This is a genomic window from Enterococcus sp. DIV0086 (assembly GCF_050498705.1).
In the GTDB taxonomy this organism is placed as follows: domain Bacteria; phylum Bacillota; class Bacilli; order Lactobacillales; family Enterococcaceae; genus Enterococcus; species Enterococcus faecalis.
Genome location: NZ_JBNIDN010000001.1, coordinates 224,831 through 248,622, shown reverse-complemented (window position 1 = coordinate 248,622; position 23,792 = coordinate 224,831). Strand labels below are relative to the sequence as shown.

Sequence of the window (23,792 nt, the reverse complement as noted above, 5' to 3'; positions counted from 1 at the left end):
CCCGACCACTTCTACTTAATCATCTTTATTTTTTAACTGAATAAATAACTCTTTTAACTTTTTCGGCATAGGAATAAAGGTCGCAATATTTTCAAAAAAAAGAAAGTCCTTCGTTCGCAATGTAAAAAATCAGAACCATTTCCCGAATTGGCAAATTGTTCCCCACAACTTTTTCAACACGAACCGCTACGGCAACCACAAATAACATCGTCACTTTTTTCGCAATTCCGAGCATACCAATCCGACTGGACAATTCTTTTGTGGCGATTGCCTTAATCCAACCTGTGATGAAATCGACAATAATTAAAAAGAGGAAGACATCCAACAATTGATCTAATCCGCCTAATAAACGTACGACAATCCCACCGAAAATGCTTAAAAGCATTGTTATTGTGTTGAGATAACGTTCCATAAAAAGTCTCCTAAACTAGCTTGTTATTTTGTTGGAAACGGATCGTCCGTATACCAACTTCCTTGTAGGTAAATATTTCCAGCTCTGCTTGAGGCAAAAATTATCCCTTGATTCCCGATTTCATATAGTGCATTACAATTAGGATACGGAAAAGCGGCAGGTGCAACTGACAGCGGAATATTCCAGACACTAGCACTTATTTTTGAGGACATTTTGTACCCAGTTGGTATATTAAATATTTTAGGCATGTGGGTATTCAATTTCGTTGGATCACTCAAATTACATCTTACAAATGCATCGACACGATTTCCAACTCTGATTAATACAAATTTCATATTATCCTTATTAAAGGCCGCCTGATATTTTGCCTCGACTTCACCGACTCCACTAGCTTCATAAATGGCCATTTTATAAGATTCAAAAGGCACACCGTTGACGGTTGGCATAGTCACAAAATTCTTCACCCCAGCAATCTCTTGATCACCTGTTTGTGTCACAGCTTGACCTTTAATCGCTTCCGCAACGTTTTTCGGGTGCATATATTTACTCGTTAAAGTTCCCGCGACTGCTTCGCTGTCTGATGCGAAGCCATAATTTTCTACATTGCCTAGCCCCACTTGTTCAGCGGTTACTTGGTGCGGATTATCCTGATTTTCCACATGGGTCTTGAGTTGCTCTGCTTGAACAAAACCACTCTTCGCTAAAACCGCTTGGGCATCAACAGACAGACCAATATGAAGCCCCACGTAATCAACTTCTAAGCTAGCTGGCGTTACCCCATTCGATGAATCTGTATAGCTCATTAAATAAATGAAACCTTCATCTGTGATAAAATTCTGATCATTGATTTGAATTGAAAAATCGATGAACTCTTTTGCTGATTCTTGGATTTGAGTTACCCAATTATCCGTAGTTGGTAAATACGCAGCGATTTTAATCGTTTGATTATTCGGCGCAGCAGCTTTCACACGTTGATTAATCGTAAAAAATTGAACGTTCTGGCGAATAAATGCTACCGCCTCGTCAGTTGTGAATGTTTCAAACATTTGTGGAATTAATTTTTTTGCGGCTTCAACGAGATTGAAGGCCGCTAATTGTTGCGGAATCACACCGCTTTGGGTGGAACCTGTTTTCACACCCTCATCATCACGGCTGGCCATTTTATTGTAGTTCGCTTGGGAAACTTCCTCCCAAACGTCTGTTGGATTCTTAAGAATTTTAGCCGTAAAATCAGTGGAATAACTGTTTGCATTGGTGGCTGTATTGCCGGCCGTTTTACCGTTAAAGTCTAACTTCAATTTGACAGTGGTTGGCTTAGCCAATAAAGAAATACCGTCTGCTTTTGTCATACGGTCATTCAAATCAATTTGAAGACGATTCGCTAAGGTAGCTTGTTTGATGCCTTGTGTATCTGTGCGTGCTTGGACAATTTCTGGATTACTATCACCCGCTTCTGCTACTAATTGATCGAAATCATTTCGCAAAGTATCAAATTCTTGTTTATTATTATTTGCCGTTGAAACTGCATTTCCTGCAATCGTGATGGCTGTTTTGGCATTGTTCATCGCTTGGTTGGCTGTTTCATTTGCTTGATTGCCTGCATCGGTGGCAATTTGTACGGCTTCTTTGCCAGCTTCATCTGCGATGTTTTTCGCTTCAGAAATTCCATTCGTTAACTGGACTTGGTAAGCATCAACTTTCTCAGCTGATGCATTCGACTGATCCAAGATTGCATTGATTTTAAGGCGACCTTGATTCAGGGTATCTAATTCTTCAATATGTTCTACTGACATTTCGTCACACTCCTCTAGTTTTCATTATTTTATTAAAACTGACCACCCAATTGGGATTGAATATACACACGACAGATGACCGAAGCATCCAACCATAGTGGCTGATGAGAGAAAAATTGAAGCGTGTGATTGCCGCGTTCGATTTTTCCATCTGTTGTTTTTCGTAAATAACTCAAAATGTTTAGCCGTTGTTGTTGCAATGATAGTTGGGGTAATTTTTTGCCATCCACTACCAAATCAATATTCGTTACAGAATGCGAAGGTCCTTTAGCAGTTGCCTTGAACGTTAATTCTGCGGTGTTTACATAAAGAATGTCCTCGTCAAAGTATAAATTCAGCTCCACTGGCTGTGTCTTGTTAAGTTCTACTTGTATTGAACGATTTAAAAGTGTCGTCGCCCCTTGTGCGTAAGTTTCGCTAATCTCTTGTTTCCGACTGAAAGCTGTCATGGTACTATGAATTGTTTCTTGCAGATTTCCCAACTCTAGCTGAATGTCTTGGGGGGCACCAAAGACATCTTTTTTACTTTCTTTTTTGATACGAAGGTTGACACTCCCAAATTCATTCGTATTAATCATGATAACCGTACCCAACCGCAAACGATCGATTGCCAAAGGTTGATCTGTTAATTTAATTAAATCAGCTGCAGTCACTACCCAAGAAACTTGTGGTTTGGTCCATTCTTCTAACATTCGCAAAGCATTTTCCTTTAATGCCTTGGGATCAGAAAAACGCTGTTCCACCCAAATTGACTCTAATAAACCATAGCGGTCAATTGCGGCCTTGTTCTCTAAATACGGAACCCCTTGATTGACCGAGCGAATATTGACTTTGTTAACACCTTCGCCTGAACCTAATGGATAAATCCGATTGATTAGCATCTTGGGATTACGTTCTATTTCAAATCCTTGCATGTTGTAACCTTCTTGAATTCGCGCAACTGGTTCTGTTGGCGGTTTGACTAATGAAAGTTCAAAAGGATAGACCTCTGTATTCCATTGCCAAAGATATTCCTCTTCGAAATCGGCTGGGATGCTAAATAAAGGCTCGACTAGCCCGTTTTCATTCTCCCATTTATAGGTTAATTTCCTTGAAAAATCACATTTTTTTAGGACCCAATGCTTTGTTTTTTGTTTATTCAATAGAAATTGAATGGCCTCTTTCGTTGTTTTGTTTTTAATTTCGTGACAACCAAATAGGACAGTATCGCCTAAGGTACATAATGCTTCTGTGGCAGAGTAGTGAATTTGATTATTGTTCGCATCTTTCTTAATTGTGGTTGGCATCACGCGATATAAACCAATATATTCATTCTCATTGTCGGTCAGTTCCACCCATTGCATTTCTTCAATAAATTCATTTTTAGGATCATCTAGTGGCATGGTAAAATCTAAACTCCCAATTTTGTTCTCTATTTTTTCATAACTGACTTGATAGGCATTGTCCAAAATTGCCGTATATGTTCTTTTCAAATCCAGCGCCATTAACATTTAATCACCCTCCTACACAAATCGGTTAGGATAGCGAATCGTCAAGCGGAAGTCGCTATCTTTGGCTTGAATATACAGCGGTTCATTGGGATATAGATAAAAATCGTTCATTGGTCGAATCATCGGTACACCATTTTTTGTCAGATAAAAATTTTCAGTATCGATAATAATTTCCGAACGATCAAAGTCTCCTAAGTTAATTGTATCGTTCCGTGTTTTAATCCAAACACCACGTCCGGTTCCTGTTAAAATAATGGTCGGTTTGACTTTTAACCCTTCAACCGTAGGATAAATTTCAATTGGCCGAACTTCTTTGCCTAAATCCCCCATCGTGTAGGCCCGATTTTGAAAGGTAATCATGGTTGATCCCCAATAAGCCCCGCCTTCAATTAAAATTGGAAAATCAACTGCACCTGAGCCTGTATTCCCCATTAAGTAATTTACTTGAAATGTAATGGTTGGCGAACCCCACATCACACTAGTCGCATCACTCCGTGTGTATTTATACGGATCAGAAAGCAATAAAGTAAAGGTGCCTGTTACTTGGTTAACGCCTTCGGGTACATCACTCACTGAAGACTTACTGCCAAACCACAGCATTTCCGGTTCATCGTTAAACCAAATAGAAACGTCTTTTTCCGTAAACAAAGCAACATTTAAATGATTAAATGCATCTCGAAACGCTTCATTATTCACAGCTGAAAGGCGATATTTGACTGTTAATTCTCGTTCTGGAATTCGCGCATAAACGTGACGTTTACCATCACGAATCCCTAATTGATAGCTTTCAATTTCGCTTGGAACTAATTCTCGTCCTGAAACTGATAATGTTTGATAGCCAGGGATGACTTTTTCTAAAAATTGACCGTTAAAATTCAACGCTTCTGAAGGAAGAGGCGTTGAATGAGTTGCTTGATTGGTATCAACAAATTTATACATGTTATCCTCTCCTTCCTAAGCGGTTATTTTGTTTCACTTGTTGTCGTTGTAACTCCATTGCTAAATAAGGCGCAGTAGTTGCTGCGACAACTTTTCCATCTAACGTTGACTCTACTGTCACAAATAATGGTCGATTGTATGCATCATTTTCTAAACGATGGTCAATCGTTGCCGTGAAGTTTCCTCGACCAGCTAAGTCCAAGGCAAAATCATTTAACAGCGGTAAATCTAAAATAGAAGCCATTGCTCTACTAACGGCTGTTTCGCCTGCATAAATCCCCGTGGCAATCGTGCCGCCGAAATTCAATTTATGCAAATCAGATAAGGGACCTTCTTTTGCTGGTGAAAATGGTAAAAAGTTACGAATTTTACTGACGACCCCATCGATTGCTTCTTTGGCTTTTCCAATTGCGCCTGTAATTCCATCAGCAATCATGCCGACAATATTCGCACCGGCATCGGTGAATTTTGAAAACCAACCTTGGATTGCTTGCCAAGCACCTTCAATTACAGAACCAATGGCATTTTTTACCTGATCGGCTGCATTGGTAACCCCATTTTTGATATTTTCAACTAACTGTCCGCCCGAAGCTAACAGTTGACCAAAATAAGAACCAATCTTCGTGATCATTTGTGAGATTAATGTTCCTGCTGCGGACAGCAAGGCACCCAATAGACTGAGTACACCATTAATTAAGGCTTGAATCAGTTGAATCCCAGCACTTAACAACTGTGGCAACGCATTGATTAACGCACCCATTAAAGCGGTAATTAGCGTAATTGCTGCAGTAACCAGTTGCGGTAAAATTGAAATAATCCCTTGGATCAAAGCCATTAGCAATTTGACGCCTGCGCTGATGATTTGTGGCAAGGCACCAATTAAGGCATTTACCAATGTCAAAATTAAGGTAATAGCTGCCGCAACTAAGGTTGGTAAAATCGAAATAATCCCTTGAATTAACGCCATTAACAATTTGACACCTGCACTGATAATCTGTGGCAAGGCACCTACCAACGCAGTCACTAACGCTAGAATAATCGTCAGCGCTGATTGAATTAACTGAGGTAAAATCGTCATAATCCCAGTGATTAATGCCATCAAAATTTGTAAACCAGCAGTCAAAATCAACGGTAACATCGTAACAAATGCATTGACTAAGGCCGTGATAATTGAAACACCTGCTGTAACTAGCATTGGTAACGCTGTGACAAAAGCTGTCACTAATGTAGTGATGATATTAATCGCTGCAGTTGTAATTGTTGGCAAGGCGGTGACAATCGCATTAACTAAAGTCATTAATAAGCTCAAACCAACTTCTATCAACATTGGTAAGACTGTTGTAATCCCCTGAATCAACGTAGTAATAATTTGTGTTGCCGCTTCAATTAAGACTGGCAAATTGGCAACAATCGCACCAACAATTAACGTAATTAAACTAGATAACGCGGTTACGATGCTTGGAATAGCTTCTGTTATTTTCCCGAGAATACTGGTTAAGACGGTTGTAAAAAGTTGTATAACTTTCGGTAGATTAGCTGCCAGCATTGTTGTAACCGATGTAATCGTGTTACCTAAATTATCAAAGACTTGGGTAATACCACCCGCACTCAAATCACCGGTTTTCATCCAGGCCGTCACGAATGAAACAATCAAGGAAATAATTAGACCAAACGGCCCAGAAATTCCTAATGCAGCCAGTGCAACTTTTGTCAGAACTTTTACCAAAAGACCAACCGCTAAACCAGCTTTGTCAAAGGTGCCACCAAATTGCCCTAATAAGTTACTACCTAATTGCAAACCGCTGGCAAAAACGCCTGCTAGCACACGACCAATTGTTGAAAAAATAGTCGCCAATTTCTCTAATCCTACTGCAAAAAATTGTTTAAAAACTGCCATTACTTGCTGAAAGGCCGGCTGGATCTGTTGTAGCAATCCTACCAATTTGCCAAACGCCGCTGAAACAGCTCCTTGAATGGCACTAGCTAAACTATTGATACTATTTCTAAATGTTTCATTGGTTTTATAGAAATAAATAAACGCTGCTACAGCTGCTAAAACAGCTGCTACAATTAAAATTAATGGTCCTCCACCTAAGGCACTAAAACTAGCACTTAGTTTTGATAAGCCACCACCTAACTTCCCAATGTTTCCTTGTACAAGAGCCAAACCAGCACTAAACTGTTGAAATTTTTGCTGAGCCATCGTTACCATAATCAACATGGGCCCAATGGCGGCTAAAATGCCCATAATGGCAACAATAAAAACTTGGACGGGTTTTGGTAATTTGATAAATAAATTCACCAAAGCTGTAATGCCTTTGACGACTGTGATAACCACTTGAACCAAAATTTCCATTCCTGGAGCCATCACGCTTTGAATCACTTGTGCTGCCGCTTCAAATGATTGATTCATCTGAGTCAATGCCCCTTGCAACTCGCCTTGCAATGAATCAGAAATCCCTCCTGCACTGGCCATAATCAGTCCTTGCATTCCTTGAAATTCGCCACTGACCCCAGCACCGACGCCCATAGCTGTTTTTAAAACGTTCAGCATAGGTAAGGAAACGGCACTAGTCATGGCCGTCCCAAAGCTCAGCATATTATTTTGTGCATTAGTAAAGCCATCAGAGGTTTCTTTCCCCGCTTTTTTAGCTGCTTCACCGGCTTGTTCAGCAGAATCTGTTAACGCTGTGTTCATTTGATCTGCTGCCTTTGCTGTTTCGTCTCCTGTTTTTTTCACTGTTTCTCCAGATTGTTGCACGACGGTTTTAAATGTGTTCATGACCGTGGCTGACTGATTGACACCCGCACTAATTTTCCCTAAATATCCACTTAATAAGGCATACTCACCGCTCATACTTTTTAATGCTTGTTGGACGCCTACAAGGCTTTTCTTTGCCTCCGACAACGGCGTTTTTTCTTTGTCATTCTCCATCTACTCTCCTCCCTTCTCGATAGCGGCGTAGACGCTCTGCCACAGTGGCAAGTTGCGTTTTTTCCCGCTCATTTAATTTTGTTCGTTGTGGCTGGTTAGCTGCCAGAACTTCAGCAACTCGTTTTTCATAATCATAAAAACTTTTAAAGCTTTCAAAAACGGGTTTTCCTTTTTTGTTTGTCGCTTGCGCTTTAACATTTAAGTAGGCAAGCTCGTGCCTTTTCCGCTCTTCATCTACTTCTGCTAAATTAAAAGCAATCATTCGTAATTCAAATTCAGACATGGTCATCCGATCCACTTCTTCAAACGAACGACAGCCTAAGTAGCGAAAAGCAGAAAGAGCGATGTCGTGATACACGTCATCGCTCGTTTTAATTAGTTGGTCGCTTGCGCTTCTGCTTTCTTCGCTTCTTTGCTGAACTGATCGATCATTGGTTTTGTAAGAGGTTGCTTTCCCATTTCTTTAAGCAAATCATCTGAAAGTTTTTTGACATCTTGGGTCATTAACCATGCTTCAATTTCCGACTTACCTATTTTTAATTGCCCACTTTGTAAAGCTTCCATGATGTCAACTAAGATTACTGGATTGTATTGGCGTAAATAAATCATTGCTGAACTGATGCCCATGCCGAATTTGGCAGCGCCATTTTCAATTTGGTAACGTTTATCTAATTCGCGAATCGCGCCAATCGTAAATTTCACTTCAATTGTTTTTCCGTTAATCTCTAAATTCATTTTTTATCCTCCTAAAATTCAACACTTTTTGATTATTCGCCAGGTTGTGGTGCTTTCTCTGGAACGGTATCTTGGAACGCATATTGTGCTTCCGCAATAATATCTGCTTCTACTGTTGCAAAGCCATCTTGTGGCTTGCCATTAATAGAGGCTTCTGTTTCGATTTCTACTAATTCTTCTACATTGGCTGGTAAAATCCATGAATTTACATAACCTTGGGCATAAATTGCTGGATATTTACCTTCCGCATTTTTTTCACCTTTTAAATCAACGTCCCAAAATTCCATTAAGATGCCATCTTCAACTGCGTCTTTCATGTATAAATTTTCATCATCTCGAGAGGCTAAACCGCTTAACGATAACGTAACTTCTAAACCAGAAACAGCATTCGCAACGCCATCTTTTGTTTGCGTACCGCTCGATTCACGTGAGAATTCCCATTCATGTTCAATTTGAAATAAGGGTTTCATTGCTTTCTTTGTCGCTGCTTCATCCAAGCGACGAACTAATAAAATACGGTCTTTTCCTTGCATAACTTCTCCCATTGATAATTCCTCCTAGTAAAATTGCATGTGTAATGGTAGTACAGCATGCCAAATTGTTTTTTTCATTTGTTTGGTATCTTTTACCATTTGTGCTTTGACTTCTTGATGTTTGATACCCCAATTAAAATGAGCCGTTCGTTTTAAGTTACTGGTTGCCTGCCGTAAAATCGTTCCTTTAATTGTAGAAATTTGTTGTCGTTCAGATAACGCACCATAAACATGCATTATTAATTCAATTTCACCCAAAATAGCTGATTTAGTTGGCTTAGGTAATTCTTTACTATCACCTAAGTAAACAAATGGCTGATCTGGTAAATCTGTCGGCAGTTCCTCTAGCAACAAAAATCCTGACGTCTGGCAGATTGCAACAAGGGCTTCATATAACTCTTGTTCCGCTTCATTCATTTTTAGCGCCACCTTTCCATTCAAAAAATTCAGGATTGGTTAACAAATTGGCTCTCTTCTAGTCAAAATGAAGGATCTTGAAAGTAGCCGGCATTTTCTGCTCCTTCATAGCTGACACAAGAAAGCAGTCAAAATCATAGAATTCCGTGTCTTCATTTTTTTGGTTGCCTCACGTTTATCTATCTCTTTCGACACTATTAATTTACCATGTTGACACCTGAAAAAATTCCACGCTTTTTCCATGTTTACATCCCTAGTTCATCCGCCACCGCTTCAAAGAAATGATTTCTTAATTTATAGGCTTGGCTTTTACTAATAAATAATTGCTGGGCAAGTCCAATTAATGTTAAAGAGGGCCGTTTTTTCATATATAGTTCTTCAATAATCACGCGCGTTTGTTCATCCGCTTCAGCTAAACAATTTTTGATAATGTCTCGATTTCTCTCTAAGTTCCACAGACGACGATCCATAGCTATCGTAATCGCCATTCGTTCGGTCACTACAGAGTGAAGTCCTTGTCCTCTAATACCAGCATTTAAATCTGCTTCTTGATAAGGGTGCCGTAATTCTTCTTCCCGTTGACGGATATACTCATCTGTTTTATAAAAGTCTGCTAAAATATCTTTGATATAATTAAATGTTGACGTACGCATTGGTTAATCTCCTTTACTTTTATTCATTTAAAAGTGTTAATCGATAAATAAAATAACACTCTTTCGACATGTCTAAGCCGTGACGAATCGCTTCATCTGAATAACCGAGCCAAATTAAATAGAGATACTCGCTTTTTGTAAACGATGCGGCCTTGATGGATTGGATGGGTCTTGATTGATCCATCGACCAATTACCGATTGCTTGTCCTAATTCTTGAATTTCCTGCATAATAAGTTTATTTTTTTGACTTGCCCAATCGGGATATTGATTCATTAGTTGTAAGAGTCGTTTTCTTTTTTGTGCTTTTTCGCTTTGTTGCTTTGAAATATCTTTAAATACAACGCTTTTCATTTCAAATAAATCTTTTTTACGTTTTGTTAAATTACTCATGTTTACGGCCTTCTCTTTCACCAATTAGATAACCTAACATTAGTGTCATTGTCCAAAAGATAAACCCAATAATAATTGTTAACATATTTATTTCACACTCCTCATTCGTTTGTCTGTTGTGTCTTTATATTGGAAAACATAGCCACTGGCGTGCTTCATTAGACGAGAAATAATGCGTGTTCCATAGGCCTCCACCAGTTGTTTTCCAGAAAAATTAGTAGTAAAAATAGTTGCTTTATTCTGTCTAGCTTCTAAAATTCGATTTAAGATGTCATTATTAAAATCCGTACTAACTTTATTTTTAATTCCTAATTCAGCACCTAAATCATCTAAGACCAAAACGTCTGCTTTTTTCATTCTAGTAATATACGCTTGAGCCTTTGCTTGGCTTTTGGCCGATTCATTCATGGACATTTTTAGTTTTTCTAATAACTCAGAGTAGCTGACAAATAAACAATACTTTTGATATGCAGAGCGTTCTAAGACTTCAACTAAAATACTGATAGCCAAATGACTTTTACCGACACCAGGTTTCCCTGAAAAAATAACGTGGATTGGCTTTCCTTCAACAATCGCTGAAACTACTGCTAAGGCCCGTTCTTTTGCTTGTCTTGTTTCTAATTCAGTGGTTTGGTAATTGGTTAAACGACATTGCCGTAGCGCATCATCAGCAATTAAGGACCCTTGATGAAAAAATTTTTGTGTACGTGCCATAAAACTCTCTTGAGAACGTTGTTGAGTGGCTTCTTGTTCATGTTTTTTTAGCATTTTATACCCACACGACCAACAAGTTGGGGCACAACGTTCCGTGCCATCTTTATTTTTTTGTTGCCAAACATATTGTTCACTGCCACATTCAGGACAACGGTCTTCAACTTTTTCTAACAATTGACTCAATAGTATTTGAAAAGTTTGATCTGTCGCATGCATACTGATTTCCTCCTTTCTTTAAAAACCTAACTCTTGATATTCTTCTGTCATTTGCGGCGTATGCTCCAACACTTGTTTTTTATCATTTACCAGAACTTCATATACGGATAAATAATTTTGCTGCTCCCAACTTTTCAAAATAGCATTTACATAGCCGTAATTCCGTTTATTTCGATCGACGGCAATTCCTAAAGCATGCAAGATTAATTGGCATGCTTCCTCTTGGCTAGCCCCTTTTTGTATAAAATCTTGCAACCAATACTTAAAATCTTGGCTTGTTTTTGAGGCCAGTGTGCCAAAGCCGTTTTCCTCATAAAAATGATAAATCATCTTTAAACAATCGTTTTCTGAACTACTACCTTGACTCTGACCTAACTTAAACTGGACTATGCTTTCCTGTGGTAACCGTTGGTAGTCAGCTGGTTGACCACTGACAGACGATTCTGCTTTAAACGTATAAGCTTTGCTATTTTTTTCAACAATCTGATTTTTCTCTTCTTGATACAAGGTTGGTTTGTAACGATCACTGCGAATATAATTATGAATTTTCCAATGTTTGATAACGATCACACCACTTTCAAATACTAGAATAAATTTTTTAACCATTAGCAATTTTAGATCGTCTTCCCCACAACCAACCATTCGCTGCAATTTTTTGGGATTATTGATAAATCCATCATCATCGGCACGCATCGCTAAATGAAAATACAGGGCCTGACTTGATAAGGGCATATCTAAAAACGCATCACTATCAATAATCGTTTTTGCAAACATGCGTCGTTTTCCCAATCCGCTTCTCTCCTTTTGACTAAATTATTGTTACTCTGTTAGTAATTCCATGAGGCCAATCATACCAATCACGATGGCCCCAATTTTTATTGAGACACTGCTTATTAATAAAATAATTGCTAAAAGTAACATATCCGACAACGTTTTTTTATAGTTCTGACTCATTTCTTCACCCTTTCTAGAAAAATACGGTTTTCCGAACAAAGCGTTCAAAAAAATTTGTTCAGTTAACCGAACATTTGAATGGCTCTATCTTAGCATCAAATATTTTCACTGTCAACTCATGAGTTCGGTTTTATGAACCTCTAATTTTAATTGCGATTGTTACTTGCCTTCTCTAAACAGATATAGTATACTTTGAGGCAACAGGAGGTTCGGAAATATGAACATTTTTGCTGTCCGTTTAAAAGAGGCTTTAACAGCCAAGAACATCAAACCTAGTGAATTAGCGAAAAAAACTGGCATCGGTAAATCTTCGATCAGCGATTGGCTAGCTGGTCGTTACGAAGCAAAACAAGACAAAGTTTATCGCATTGCAGATGCATTAGACATTAATGAGGCCTGGTTGATGGGACAAGAAGTTCCCATGGAAAAAAATGCCTCAACTATCGACCGCATTTATAAAAAATTAGAACCCCAACGACAAGCCATCGTTTATCAATTTGCCGAACAACAATTACACGAACAACAAACGCAAGCAGAAATTCTCTCATTCCCTCGCCGTGACGAAATGACACTGGCTGCCCACGCTGGGGATCCAGAAAAGATATTTTCAAAAGAAGAGATCGAGAAAATTCACGATTACTTGGATGAAATTGATGCCAAATATCAACAATCGATTTCTTCTGACAAAAAAGAGGATTAACTTCCCATCTACTCTTTTTATTAAGTAATGGCAGGTGAATGGTAAAGTGAATGATTATGAAAAACTCGTCAGTTCCATTCAAAAGGATGTGACGGTTTTAGAAATTGATTTATACAATCAAACAGGTTGTTATGGGTTGTATCGAAATGGCAAAATTTATATTGAAAAAACATTGAGTACCCGTCAAAAGAAGAATATTTTAGCCGAGGAATACGGGCATTATCAAACATCCGTTGGCACTATTTTAAATCAAAATTGTACAGAAAATCGGAAGCAAGAGTTGAAAGCCCGCAATGTGGCCTTAGAGCAATTAGTTACATTAGACGATTTAATTCGTTGCTCTGAAGCTGGCTTAAGCAACCATTATTCTTGTGCTGAATTTTTGGAAATCGATGTTGAAACATTAAAAAATGTGATTACGTACTATCGACAAAAGTATGGCGCCACTTATCTTTATAAAGGACGGATTTTTGAATTTAGGGATTATTCTGTGATGGTATTAAATACTGGGTTAACTTAAAAAGCATGGAACAAAATCAATAAGGATTTTGTTCCATGCTTAAAAGTATTCTGGAAAATTCAAGAGCGGTTTTTGTACCAATGGTTAATATGTCCGACGCCAAGCATAAGATTTGGGACAAGTATGAGGACGAATATAAATGACGGCCAAAATCCGATGAACTGAATAATATGTTCCCGCATACTATGTAGTACAAAGAAGAAAAGAAAAAAGTACAGGGAACTCTTGCCTGAACCCATTTCTTTTAAATAACGATCTCCATTTTTATAGAAAACAACAATTCTTTTCATCTTTGCACCTCCATGACTATTTTATCAAGAAATCATGAAAAGAAAAAGCACACCATTCGTCTGGTGTGCTTTTTCTTTTTAATTATTCACCTTGATTCAACTTACGAATCAACTCATCAATGTGATTTCCGTATTGGACAGATTCGTCTCTTTCAAAAATCAACTCTGGTGTTTTATACAAGGTTAACCGTTGTCCTAATTCTTTACGAATCAGTCCTTTGGCTTTGTCTAAGCCTTGTTGAGCTTTTTGTTGTTCGGAAGCTAAATCAGATAACAAGCTGTAATAAATCGTTGCTTGTTGTAAATCACCGGTCACACGAACATCTGTAATAGTGATGCCTTGGACGCGTGGATCTCTGATGCGTTTGTTCAAGATATCATTCACTTCACGCATGATTTCTTGACCTACACGACGGTCACGATAATTTGCCATAGTGTCTTCCTCCAATTACTAAAATTATTGTTTGATTTCTTCCATAATGAAGCCTTCAATCGCATCATCTACACGTAAATCATTGAAGTTTTCAATCATAGCGCCACATTCAAAACCAAGTTTGACTTCTTTCACGTCATCTTTAAAGCGTTTCAAGCTTGCTAATTTACCTTCATAAATAACAATACCATCACGAATGACACGCACGCCACTATCGCGGCGAATAAAGCCTTCTGTAACATAACAGCCAGCGATTGTGCCAACTTTAGATACTTTGTACAATTCACGAACCGTCATTTGACCCGTAATTTTTTCTTCAAATTCTGGATCTAATAACCCTTTCATCGCTGTTTCGATTTCTTCTAGGGCTTTATAGATAATACGGTGTAAACGAATATCAACTTCTTCTTGTTCTGCTTGTTGTTTCGCTTGTGGTGTTGGGCGAACGTTAAAGCCGATAATAATCGCATTACTTGCTGCGGCTAAAGTTACGTCGCTTTCATTGATGGCCCCAACTGCCGCGTGAACAATTTTCACACGAACGCCTTCTACATCAATTTTTTGTAAACTTGCTGAAACGGCTTCGGCAGATCCTTGTACGTCTGCTTTGACAATGATATTAACTTCTTTTAATTCGCCTTCTTTTAGGCTTTCAAATAAGTTATCCAATGTCACACGGCTACTTGCTGAACGTTGTTCAAGCAACGCACGTTTAGCCCGTTCTTCCCCTGCTTGACGTGCTGTTTTTTCATCTTCAAAGACCACAAAACGATCACCCGCTTGAGGAACATCATTTAATCCGGTAATTTCCACAGGAGTTGCTGGTCCTGCTTCTTTATCACGGCGGCCCATGTCATTGGTCATCACACGAACACGTCCATAAGTATTACCAACAACGATTGGATCACCAACATGTAAAGTTCCTTGTTGAACGAGTAATGTCGCAACCGGACCTTTACCTTTATCTAAGCGCGCTTCAATCACTGTTCCAATTGCTTTTTGCATTGGATCAGCTTTTAAGTCTTCTACTTCAGCAATCAATAAAATATTTTCCAATAGCTCATCAATGTTTTGATTGAATTTCGCTGAAATATTGACGAAAATCGTATCTCCGCCCCATTCTTCAGGAATTAATTCATGTTCACTTAATTCTTGTTTCACATGATCAGGATTTGCACCAGGCTTATCAATTTTGTTAACTGCTACAATAATCGGCACTTTTGCCGCTTTCGCATGGTTAATCGCCTCGATTGTTTGTGGCATTACTCCATCGTCCGCTGCAACAACTAAGATGGTAATATCAGTGATGCTGGCACCACGCGCGCGCATACTTGTAAAGGCCGCATGTCCTGGTGTATCTAAGAACGTAATTGGTTTGCCATCAATATCTAACTGATAGGCACCAATATGCTGCGTGATACCGCCTGCTTCACCTGAAGTCACACGAGAATGGCGCAATGTATCTAATAATGTTGTTTTCCCGTGGTCTACGTGTCCCATGATTGTGACAACAGGGGGACGTGTAGTTAAGTTTTCTTCAACAACTGCTTCTGGTTCGAAGAATTTATCAATGTCCGCAATATCAACTTGGACTTTTTCTTGCGGTTCCATGCCATAGTCCACAGCTAATAATTCAATTGTATCTTTATCTAGGGCTTGGTTTTGGTTAACCATGACACCCATCATAAATAATTTTTTGATGATTTCCGCTGGTTCGCGGTGGATTTTTTTCGCAATATCCGCCACGTTCATACCTTCTGTATATTCTAAAACATCTGGTAATTCACGGAATTTACGTGCTGGTACTGCTGGCTTCGCTGATTCTTGTTGATGTTTGCCTTTTTTCCCTTTTTTGTTGAAACGATTGCGGTTTTGGTTATTAAAGTTATTCCGGTTATTACGATTTTGACCGCCACCAAAATTGTTGTTACGGTTTTGGCCGCCACGGTTTTGGTTGTTCCCGCCATTGTTATTTTGGCTGGTCCGATTTTGATTCGTTGTAGAACCGTTATTGTTTTGGGTATTGCGGTTTTGATTGTTTGTATTTGTTTGATTGCTACGGTTTTGTGTGTTGCTTTGGCCGTGACGATTTTGGTTGTTGTTGTTTCTTTGTTGTCCATTCGTTGATTGATTGTTTGGACGATTTTGGTTATTTCTTTGTTCACCAGGTTTATTGTTCATTGGTTTCTTATTGGCTGGTTTATTTTGTGTTGTTTGTTGCTTTTGGTTGTTTGTTGCTTTTGATTGAGTATTTACGGTACTTCCTCCTCCGAATGCTTGACGAAGCTTTGTTTCTTGCTCGGAACTAATTGCGCCCATATGGTTTTTAACATCCATACCTAATTGATGCGCTTTATCGACAACGTCTTTGCTTGCTTTATTCATTTCTTTTGCTAGTTCATAAATTCTTTTTTTTCCCATGCAATCACCTTCCTAACCTTTTAGTAATTCCTTGATTTTGGTGGCAAATCCTGCATCAGTTACTCCGATAACCATTCGTGGTCGCCCAATCGCTTGGCTGAGCTCGAATTGACTGAACAGTTCGCTAACAGGAACATTATAATAAGAACTTTTGTCCTTGATTTTCTTTCTAGTATTCTCACTGGCATCTTGCGCAACAAACACAAATTTCGCTTTGTTTGCACGAATATCTTTAAGGGTTAATTCCTCGCCTGTGACTAATTTACCGGCGCGCATTGCTAAACCTAAAAGGTTCAAAATTTTGGTTTTATTTTCCATCGCCAAACAACTCTTTGCGGGCTTTTTGATGTGTTACATAATTCAATAGTTCTTGATAAAATTCATCACTTAATTTTGTTTCTAAGACACGATCAAGAATTTTTTTATCCCAAGCTTTTTGGACTTCCGCAGGATCCAAATCAACGTAAGCGCCACGTCCAGGTAATTTACCAGTTGGATCTAAGGCCACTTCGCCTTCTTTGGAGCGAGTAATTCTGACTAATTCTTTTTTCGGTTTCATTTCGCCTGAAACAACCGATTTACGCATTGGAATTTTTCTCTTTTTCATTTTTCACCCTCCAAAAACGTTATTCTTGTTCAGGTAATCCTTCTGTAATTTCTGCTTCAACAACTGCTTCTTCAGTAGCCAAGTTTTCGTAATCATCTGCCGTCATATCTGAATGGATAATTGCTTCATCCATTTCTTCTGCCACTTCGGCAACTTCTTGATTGGCTTGTTGTTCATAAAATTCAGCCATATCAGATTCTGATTTGATATCAATTTTATGGCCCGTTAATTTAGCAGCTAAGCGCGCATTTTGACCACGTTTACCAATTGCTAATGACAATTGATAATCAGGTACAACAACTGTACATGCTTTGCTATTTTCTGGATCAAAAATAACATCTAATACTTGAGCTGGATTCAAGGCATTACTAATATAAATAGCTGGATCTTCGTTCCATTCCACAATATCCATATTTTCGCCTTTTAATTCATTCACAATCGCTTGGACACGTTGGCCTTTTGGACCAACACAGGTACCCACTGGATCAATATTAGGATCTGTTGAACGAACGGCTACTTTTGAACGATCGCCAGCTTCACGAGCGACGCTTACGATTTCAACAATTCCATCATAAACTTCTGGAATTTCTTGTTCAAAAAGACGTTTTAGTAAATCTGGATGACTACGGCTTACAAAAACTTGTGGGCCTTTTGATGTGTTTTCAACACGTGATACGTAAACTTTAATCCGATCATGCGGTTGGTAAAATTCATTTGGCATTTGATCTTGTTTTGATAAGACTGCTTCGATTTTACCTAAGTTTACATAGATATAACGACGATCTTGACGTTCAACAATTCCTTGCATGATGTCATTTTCGTATTCGCTAAATTCATTATAAATAATTGTTCTTTCTGCTTCACGGACACGTTGTAAAATTACTTGCTTTGCTGTTTGGGCAGCAATGCGGCCAAAGTCTTTTGGTGTAACTTCAAAACGAATTTTGTCGCCGATTTCATATGCCCCATTTAATGCAACGGCATCTTTTAATGAAACTTCCAATTGTGAATCAAATACTTCTTCTGTTACTTCTTTGACAGCATACACGTGAATATTGCCTTTTTTTGGTTCAAATTCAACTTCGACGTTGCTTGCTTGTCCATAATGTCTTTTATATGCAGAAACTAAAGCTGCTTGTAACGCTTCAATCACCGTATCTTTAGGAATCCCTTTTTCAGCTTCTAATACGTCTAATGCATTTAACATTTCTTTGCTCATTGTTTTTCTTTTCCTCCTATGGATTCGTTAAAGCTGAACGAGTAATTCTTCTTCCAAGGGAAAAACTTCTCGTTAAAACTTGTCACAGGCCCAGCTAAAAGTAAAACTTTTAGTGGACCCTTTTTTACATTCGAGTCTGTTGATTAAAATTGAATGGCTAAACGAGCTTTTGCGATATTTTTACGTTCAAAAGTCATTTCCTTCACTCTGGTTTTAATTTTTACACTTAATGTTAATTGTTCTGAATCAAGATGGACTAAGGTACCCTCAATCTGTTTTTCTCCATCAACTGCTTGATAAAGAGAAATATGAATGTACTTGCCTACCGCTTGTTCATAATCGCTTTCTTTCTTTAACGGACGTTCTGCTCCCGGAGAAGAAACTTCCAGAAAGTACGCTTGCGGAATTGGATCTGGATCCATTGCATCTAGTTTTTCACTTAATTTTTCGCTGACAAAGGCACATTCCTCAATATCAATGCCACCTTCTTTATCGATAAATACTCGTAAAAACCAATTTTTTCCTTCCTTAACAAACTCTACTTCCACAAGTTCAAAATTTTGTTCTTCTAAGATTGGTGTGACTAACTTTGTTACAGTTTCCACAGCACTACTCAAAATTTTCGCCTCCTTCGAGATTGATGTAACGAACCGTGTCCTGATGACTTTTCCATCAAAAAGAGTGAGCAGAAATCCGCTCACTCCCAACTAGTATCATTACGCTAAAGATAGTATAGCACAGAACCACTCCAAACTCAAATGAACAAGCTAAATCTCTCGAAATTTGCACATTTTGTCTCGATTACTGAAACTATCTAAGCGATTATTTTTTCGTTTTAAAATAGATAAATAATCCTTGAATCAAAAGAAGGCTACCTAAGAAAAGAAACGCGTTTTCTTTTGTTTCTCCTGTTTTTGGCAATTCTTTATTACGAATCGCCTGTTTTTCATGGTTTTTTAAAGTAGTTTCTGTGGTTGAATTCGTGGTAGTATCTGTTGTCCCACTCGTTGGTGGTGTGGTACTTTCTATAGGTTCTTCTGGCGTATAGTGATTAGTAAATACTTGACCTCCATCATACTGAATAGTCGCCACAAGATTTCCTAAAAGTGCCTCGACGGTTACTTGAACTTGAAGATTATGCGTATCGTAGGAAACACCTGCCTGTCGCGTGTTTACTTCCCGAATGGTGTATTGATAGTTTCCAGGAGTTTCAAAGGTTAATGGTGAAAATTGAATTTTCCCTAAAGTATCGTTACTAACCGTTTCTAGTACTGTACCGTTCTCATCTAACAATTCAAATTGAAATTCAGCATCCTTCAGTGGTTTTCCTAAAAGAACTTTTCCAGCTAAAAATGAAGCAGCGACTGGTTGATATGAAATCTTATGATTCACAACAGTTTTCAGTGCAACTAAGTTTTTATCAAAGTCTTCAGGTGTTATTGAAATCTTGTTTTGCGAAAGTTGGTAACCGATAGGTGCTTTGGTTTCTACTAAAGTATAGTTATCTTTTAACAAGCCTTTAACAATCGCTGTTCCGTTTTGATCTGTTGTGATTTTGGCCACTGTTTGATTGGTTGAGTTACGAATGAGTTCAAACTCTGCACCTGCTAAACGCTGGCCTGCTTCATCTTCTTTATGAATTTCAACAACATATTGTTCACCATTGGCTTCTCCACCACCCGTTTGTGAGACACGACTCACTTCGACTTCTTCCACCACCGTTTGATTTTCTGTTAATTTTGCATAATTTGTGAAGGTTTCACCTTTTTCGGGAAGATGATCGATTTTGGTTTTATAGGTGATACGATATTCGTTAGTCCCAATATTGCCAAAATGCACCGAAAAATTACGGTCATCAGGACCATACTGGACAGCCAACTGACCAGTTATATCTTCCTCTGGCGTGAACTGCCAAATAGCGTTTCCATCCAGTTTCCATTGTCCTCGTTCAATTTTCATAGTGTCTTTCATATAACTTAAACTTTCTGTTTTTAGCACATCTTCTACTTCTAAATCAGTATACGTTTGCCCTGTTGGATTAATCCGTAGCACATTGTAAATTTCGGTTGGATCGTCTTCGATAAACCATGAATACTTGCTAAATTTTTCGTTAACATCATCGTCTTCACCTTGGTAATCAAGATCGCCAGCAAATATTTTTTCCCCTTCAACAGTGACGTAAATAGGAATCTTGGATTCATTTTCGACATTTTCGAAATCAAGCAAACTTGTAAAATATAAAGACCCACTAATATTGGCATGGTTTTCTACGTAATCTGTATACGTTAACGTGACCGTTTTATTTGCTACATCGGTCTGTGCGATTGCAACCACAGCACCTGTATCATCTACTACATTAAAGGTCATATTTTTCTCGAGACGTAGCTCTTCGGGCAAAGTAATCACACTCGTATCCTCACTATTAACGGTATTATCCGGTAAGTTGAACTCAATTCGGAGGTAGATGTCTGTATATTGATTAATGGTCCCAAGTGGGTTTCCCTCTTTGTCCGTTAGCTGAATCGCTGTCACAATGTTGCCTACTTGCTTACGCGGCACTACGTTTGGCGTAGCAGAAATTTGATTGGTTTCACTGGTACTAGTTGGTTCCGTTTGTGCATATCCTGTTTCAAGTTTCAGAAAAGGCGTTATCAGCGTCGACAAAAGAATGAAAAACATTCCCCAATAGACAAAACTTCTTTTTTTCATTTTTATTCAATCCTTCCTACCTAAAATAATTGGTTAGGTTTATACTATCAAGGATTAACTAGGTACAAGTGTTTTTATTTTTCCCAACAATAAAAAACAAAAAACACCGAACCAAAATAATTTTGGCTCGGTGTTTTGCTCCTAATGTCTTTTCTTATAAAACCATAATTGAACTTTTTCAGAAATGGTTGATAAATGTTGGAAAGTTGAGTCTGCTGCAAAGAAAAGAATGGCTAAAAGTAACAAGGCTGTTGGCGATACCGAAGTTAACGAGAACAAGTTTTTCATGGAAATACTTGTAATAACCATTCCGATTAAACAGCCAATCATTACGCGCTTGCGGTAACGATTCATTGGTGAACTAATTTTATAAAGAACCATAAAGCCGACTGAAACTAGCAACAATGTTGCAGTCGTTGAAATGTCCGTTTTTTGAAGTGCAAGAATATCACCACAAATTAGTAAGGCACCGACTACTAACATATCCGTTAACCCACCAGGAATTGCTTTTGATAACACATTGAAAAGAAATTTCCCTTCAATGCGACGATGATTTGGTTCCAAAGCTAGAAATGTCGAAGGAATACCAATTGTAAATAAACTAATCAATGTGACTTGTGTCGGTTGTAAAGGATATGTCACGGCAAAAATCATAGCAAAGACAGACATCAGCAAGGAGAAAATATTTTTTACAAGGAATAAACTTGAAGAGCGTTCAATGTTATTAACTACTTGGCGGCCTTCAAAGACAACCTCCGGCATTGTTGAAAAATCAGAATCTAACAACACAACTTGCGAGGCTTGTGCTGTAGCTTGATTTCCTGAAGCCATGGCAATACTACAATCTGCTTCTTTCATGGCTAAAATATCATTGACTCCATCCCCTGTCATCGCCACTGTATGATCTAATTTTTTCAACAATAGCACAAATTGTTTCTTTTGTTCTGGCGTGACACGACCAAAAACGGTGTATTTTTCTAAAGCTTCTGTCTGGGCTTCCATTGTAGTTAATGTTCGCGCATCCACATAATTTTCAGCACCAATAATGCCTGCCGCTTGTGCTACATTGGATACTGTTAAAGGATTATCGCCAGAAATGACCTTAATGGCCACATTTTGTTCAGCGAAATATTCAAAAGTTGCTTTGGCTTCTTTACGAATCGGATTCCAAAGAAGAATGTAGCCTAGAGGTTGAACCTCTGCTGCCAACGTTTCCTGAAATTCTCCTAAATACTTTCCGAACACCAATAAGCGATAGCCTTGACTTGTATAATGTTCCACTTCAGATTGATACATTTCATAATTGTCTCTCAAAATCATCTCTGGCGCCCCAAGAATATACGTCGCTTCTGGGAAAGTCACGCTACTAAATTTTTCGACAGACGAAAACGAGGTATAGCTAACGGCTTCCCTCTGATTATTAGTAACAAAAAATTCTTTCATCGCTTTCATCGTATCATTGTCAGCTGACATTGTTCGACAAAAATCGCCAATTAATTTTTCGACATTGGTTAAGTCTGTACCATCATTTTCGATACTCACCACAGGAACCAACTCTTGGACTTCCATCGTGTTTTCAGTAATTGTTCCTGTTTTATCTACACATAACACATCAACACGTGCTAAGGATTCGATACTTTTCATGTTGTGCAATAAAACGCCGCGCTTCGCTAAGCGCATTGTGCTGGCAGCTAATGCAACGGTTGTTAAAAGGTACAACCCTTCTGGAATCATCCCAATCAAGGCAGCTTCCATGGAGACAATGCTGTCATGAAGCCCTTGATGGTTGATGAAATAACTTTGGAAAAATAGAACACAGCCGATTGGAATAATAATAATCCCTACCCATTTCACCAAACGGTTAATGGAACCGACCATCTCTGATTGTTCCCCTTTTTTAATTGATTTCGCTTCAAGCGTTAATTGATGAACATAGGCCTCAGCGCCAATTTTATCAATTCTTGCATAACAAGAACCTGACACAATAAAGCTACCTGACAAAAGTTGGCTATCTGCTACTTTGGTAATCTCATCAGATTCCCCAGTTAACAAGGATTCATTCACACGGACTTCACCAGATAAGACAATTGCATCCCCAGAAATCTGTTCACCCGATTTAAAGAGCACCACATCATCCAAAACCAGTTCATCTGGCGAAATTTCTTGTTCTTGGCCATCCCTCACAACGGTTACTTTTGTAGCGTTTAGAATATTTAAGCTATCTAATACTTTCTTCGACTTAATTTCTTGGTAAATTCCAATGACCGTATTAATGATTACTACTGGCAAAAAGGTCATATTTTTATAAGATTGTACCAGCATTAATAACACACCTAGTACCACAAAAATTAAGTTGAAATACGTAAATACGTTATTAATAACAATCTGCTTCGTTGTGATAAACTCTGTATCGACGGCGGCATTGACTAAGCCTTTTCGCTGTCTTTCTTCAACTTGTGTGGCCGTCAAGCCTTGTTTATCTTCTGGATAATAGCGTTCCGCGTTAGCAGTCACTGCTATTGGTTCATTTTCTTGCATTTCTTTTTTTCTTCTCAAACACATCACCCCTTGTTCTAGTCGACTCTTTCATCGTCTCCTTCTCTCCCACAGTATAGCACTGAATAAAAATTTAGATAACAACTAGCGTCCAACTATAGAAAAAAATTATACATTTCCTAAACATTGTCATTTTCAGGAACAAGCTAACGCAA

The 23,792-nt window shown here is 38.4% G+C and carries 23 protein-coding genes and 1 pseudogene; 2 read left to right on the top strand and 22 right to left on the bottom strand.

Features of this window, described 5'->3' with window-relative positions:
• Positions 1-15 precede the first annotated feature (15 nt).
• The 14 genes and pseudogenes from IGI63_RS01205 to IGI63_RS01140 form a co-directional block, all read right to left on the bottom strand.
• A pseudogene (locus tag IGI63_RS01205) lies at positions 16-412 on the bottom strand (phage holin family protein).
• 23 nt (positions 413-435) lie between these two features.
• Positions 436-2,205, bottom strand: a complete 1,770-nt coding sequence (locus IGI63_RS01200; protein ID WP_429975165.1) for a hypothetical protein — start codon at positions 2,203-2,205, stop codon at positions 436-438.
• Between the two features lie 32 nt (positions 2,206-2,237).
• On the bottom strand, positions 2,238-3,695 hold the full coding sequence (locus tag IGI63_RS01195) for a phage tail protein (protein ID WP_429975164.1): 1,458 nt from the start codon (positions 3,693-3,695) through the stop codon (positions 2,238-2,240).
• Positions 3,696-3,707: 12 nt separating this feature from the next.
• The gene (locus IGI63_RS01190) at positions 3,708-4,634 is read right to left on the bottom strand and encodes a distal tail protein Dit (RefSeq protein ID WP_429975163.1); all 927 of its coding nucleotides are present in this window, start codon (positions 4,632-4,634) and stop codon (positions 3,708-3,710) included.
• A gap of 1 nt (position 4,635) precedes the next feature.
• Positions 4,636-7,569 carry a phage tail protein gene (locus tag IGI63_RS01185; protein ID WP_429975162.1) on the bottom strand — a complete coding sequence of 978 codons (2,934 nt, stop codon included), beginning with the start codon at positions 7,567-7,569 and terminating at the stop codon, positions 4,636-4,638.
• The gene (locus tag IGI63_RS01180; protein ID WP_425139955.1) at positions 7,559-7,927 is read right to left on the bottom strand and encodes a hypothetical protein; all 369 of its coding nucleotides are present in this window, start codon (positions 7,925-7,927) and stop codon (positions 7,559-7,561) included. The genes IGI63_RS01185 and IGI63_RS01180 overlap by 11 nt, the downstream gene beginning before the upstream one ends.
• A 17-nt stretch (positions 7,928-7,944) precedes the next feature.
• Positions 7,945-8,304 carry a tail assembly chaperone gene (locus IGI63_RS01175; RefSeq protein ID WP_002357848.1) on the bottom strand — a complete coding sequence of 120 codons (360 nt, stop codon included), beginning with the start codon at positions 8,302-8,304 and terminating at the stop codon, positions 7,945-7,947.
• A gap of 32 nt (positions 8,305-8,336) precedes the next feature.
• The gene (locus tag IGI63_RS01170) at positions 8,337-8,849 is read right to left on the bottom strand and encodes a phage major tail protein, TP901-1 family (protein ID WP_429975161.1); all 513 of its coding nucleotides are present in this window, start codon (positions 8,847-8,849) and stop codon (positions 8,337-8,339) included.
• 12 nt (positions 8,850-8,861) lie between these two features.
• Entirely contained in the window at positions 8,862-9,278 is a 417-nt protein-coding gene (locus tag IGI63_RS01165) for a hypothetical protein (RefSeq protein WP_002382237.1), read from the bottom strand.
• Between the two features lie 221 nt (positions 9,279-9,499).
• Positions 9,500-9,907, bottom strand: a complete 408-nt coding sequence (locus tag IGI63_RS01160; protein ID WP_002360491.1) for a RinA family phage transcriptional activator — start codon at positions 9,905-9,907, stop codon at positions 9,500-9,502.
• Positions 9,908-9,926: 19 nt separating this feature from the next.
• The gene (locus IGI63_RS01155; RefSeq protein WP_002360492.1) at positions 9,927-10,319 is read right to left on the bottom strand and encodes a hypothetical protein; all 393 of its coding nucleotides are present in this window, start codon (positions 10,317-10,319) and stop codon (positions 9,927-9,929) included.
• 66 nt (positions 10,320-10,385) lie between these two features.
• Positions 10,386-11,228, bottom strand: a complete 843-nt coding sequence (locus IGI63_RS01150; RefSeq protein ID WP_429975160.1) for an ATP-binding protein — start codon at positions 11,226-11,228, stop codon at positions 10,386-10,388.
• Between the two features lie 18 nt (positions 11,229-11,246).
• Positions 11,247-12,002: a DnaD domain protein gene (locus IGI63_RS01145; RefSeq protein ID WP_429975970.1), complete on the bottom strand. Its 756-nt coding sequence runs from the start codon at positions 12,000-12,002 to the stop codon at positions 11,247-11,249.
• 45 nt (positions 12,003-12,047) lie between these two features.
• Positions 12,048-12,230 (bottom strand): hypothetical protein, encoded by a 183-nt coding sequence (locus IGI63_RS01140; protein ID WP_002410734.1) that lies wholly within the window; start codon positions 12,228-12,230, stop codon positions 12,048-12,050.
• 169 nt (positions 12,231-12,399) lie between these two features.
• On the opposite strand from IGI63_RS01140, the gene IGI63_RS01135 reads away from it, so the two are divergent.
• Positions 12,400-12,882 carry a helix-turn-helix domain-containing protein gene (locus IGI63_RS01135; RefSeq protein ID WP_002361687.1) on the top strand — a complete coding sequence of 161 codons (483 nt, stop codon included), beginning with the start codon at positions 12,400-12,402 and terminating at the stop codon, positions 12,880-12,882.
• 34 nt (positions 12,883-12,916) lie between these two features.
• Complete coding sequence (locus tag IGI63_RS01130) at positions 12,917-13,402, top strand: toxin (RefSeq protein ID WP_002382232.1); 486 nt, start codon at positions 12,917-12,919, stop codon at positions 13,400-13,402.
• Between the two features lie 372 nt (positions 13,403-13,774).
• On the opposite strand, the gene rbfA is transcribed toward IGI63_RS01130, so the two are convergent.
• The 8 genes from rbfA to IGI63_RS01090 all read right to left on the bottom strand — a co-directional run bounded on the left by rbfA (position 13,775) and on the right by IGI63_RS01090 (position 23,643).
• The gene (rbfA, locus tag IGI63_RS01125; RefSeq protein ID WP_002360497.1) at positions 13,775-14,125 is read right to left on the bottom strand and encodes a 30S ribosome-binding factor RbfA; all 351 of its coding nucleotides are present in this window, start codon (positions 14,123-14,125) and stop codon (positions 13,775-13,777) included.
• A gap of 24 nt (positions 14,126-14,149) precedes the next feature.
• On the bottom strand, positions 14,150-16,546 hold the full coding sequence (infB, locus tag IGI63_RS01120; RefSeq protein ID WP_429975159.1) for a translation initiation factor IF-2: 2,397 nt from the start codon (positions 16,544-16,546) through the stop codon (positions 14,150-14,152).
• 12 nt (positions 16,547-16,558) lie between these two features.
• Positions 16,559-16,864, bottom strand: coding sequence for a YlxQ-related RNA-binding protein (locus tag IGI63_RS01115; RefSeq protein ID WP_002357860.1), 306 nt, complete (start codon positions 16,862-16,864; stop codon positions 16,559-16,561).
• Positions 16,854-17,153, bottom strand: a complete 300-nt coding sequence (gene rnpM, locus IGI63_RS01110) for an RNase P modulator RnpM (RefSeq protein WP_025193322.1) — start codon at positions 17,151-17,153, stop codon at positions 16,854-16,856. Before rnpM ends, IGI63_RS01115 begins: the two co-directional genes overlap by 11 nt.
• A gap of 19 nt (positions 17,154-17,172) precedes the next feature.
• A complete protein-coding gene (gene nusA / locus IGI63_RS01105; protein WP_429975158.1) occupies positions 17,173-18,372 on the bottom strand; it encodes a transcription termination factor NusA in 1,200 nt (399 codons plus the stop codon).
• A gap of 143 nt (positions 18,373-18,515) precedes the next feature.
• Positions 18,516-18,989: a ribosome maturation factor RimP gene (gene rimP / locus IGI63_RS01100; RefSeq protein WP_002357863.1), complete on the bottom strand. Its 474-nt coding sequence runs from the start codon at positions 18,987-18,989 to the stop codon at positions 18,516-18,518.
• A gap of 205 nt (positions 18,990-19,194) precedes the next feature.
• Positions 19,195-21,081 carry a SpaA isopeptide-forming pilin-related protein gene (locus IGI63_RS01095; RefSeq protein WP_429975157.1) on the bottom strand — a complete coding sequence of 629 codons (1,887 nt, stop codon included), beginning with the start codon at positions 21,079-21,081 and terminating at the stop codon, positions 19,195-19,197.
• Between the two features lie 141 nt (positions 21,082-21,222).
• Positions 21,223-23,643: a cation-translocating P-type ATPase gene (locus tag IGI63_RS01090; protein ID WP_429975156.1), complete on the bottom strand. Its 2,421-nt coding sequence runs from the start codon at positions 23,641-23,643 to the stop codon at positions 21,223-21,225.
• Between the last annotated feature and the right edge of the window lie 149 nt (positions 23,644-23,792).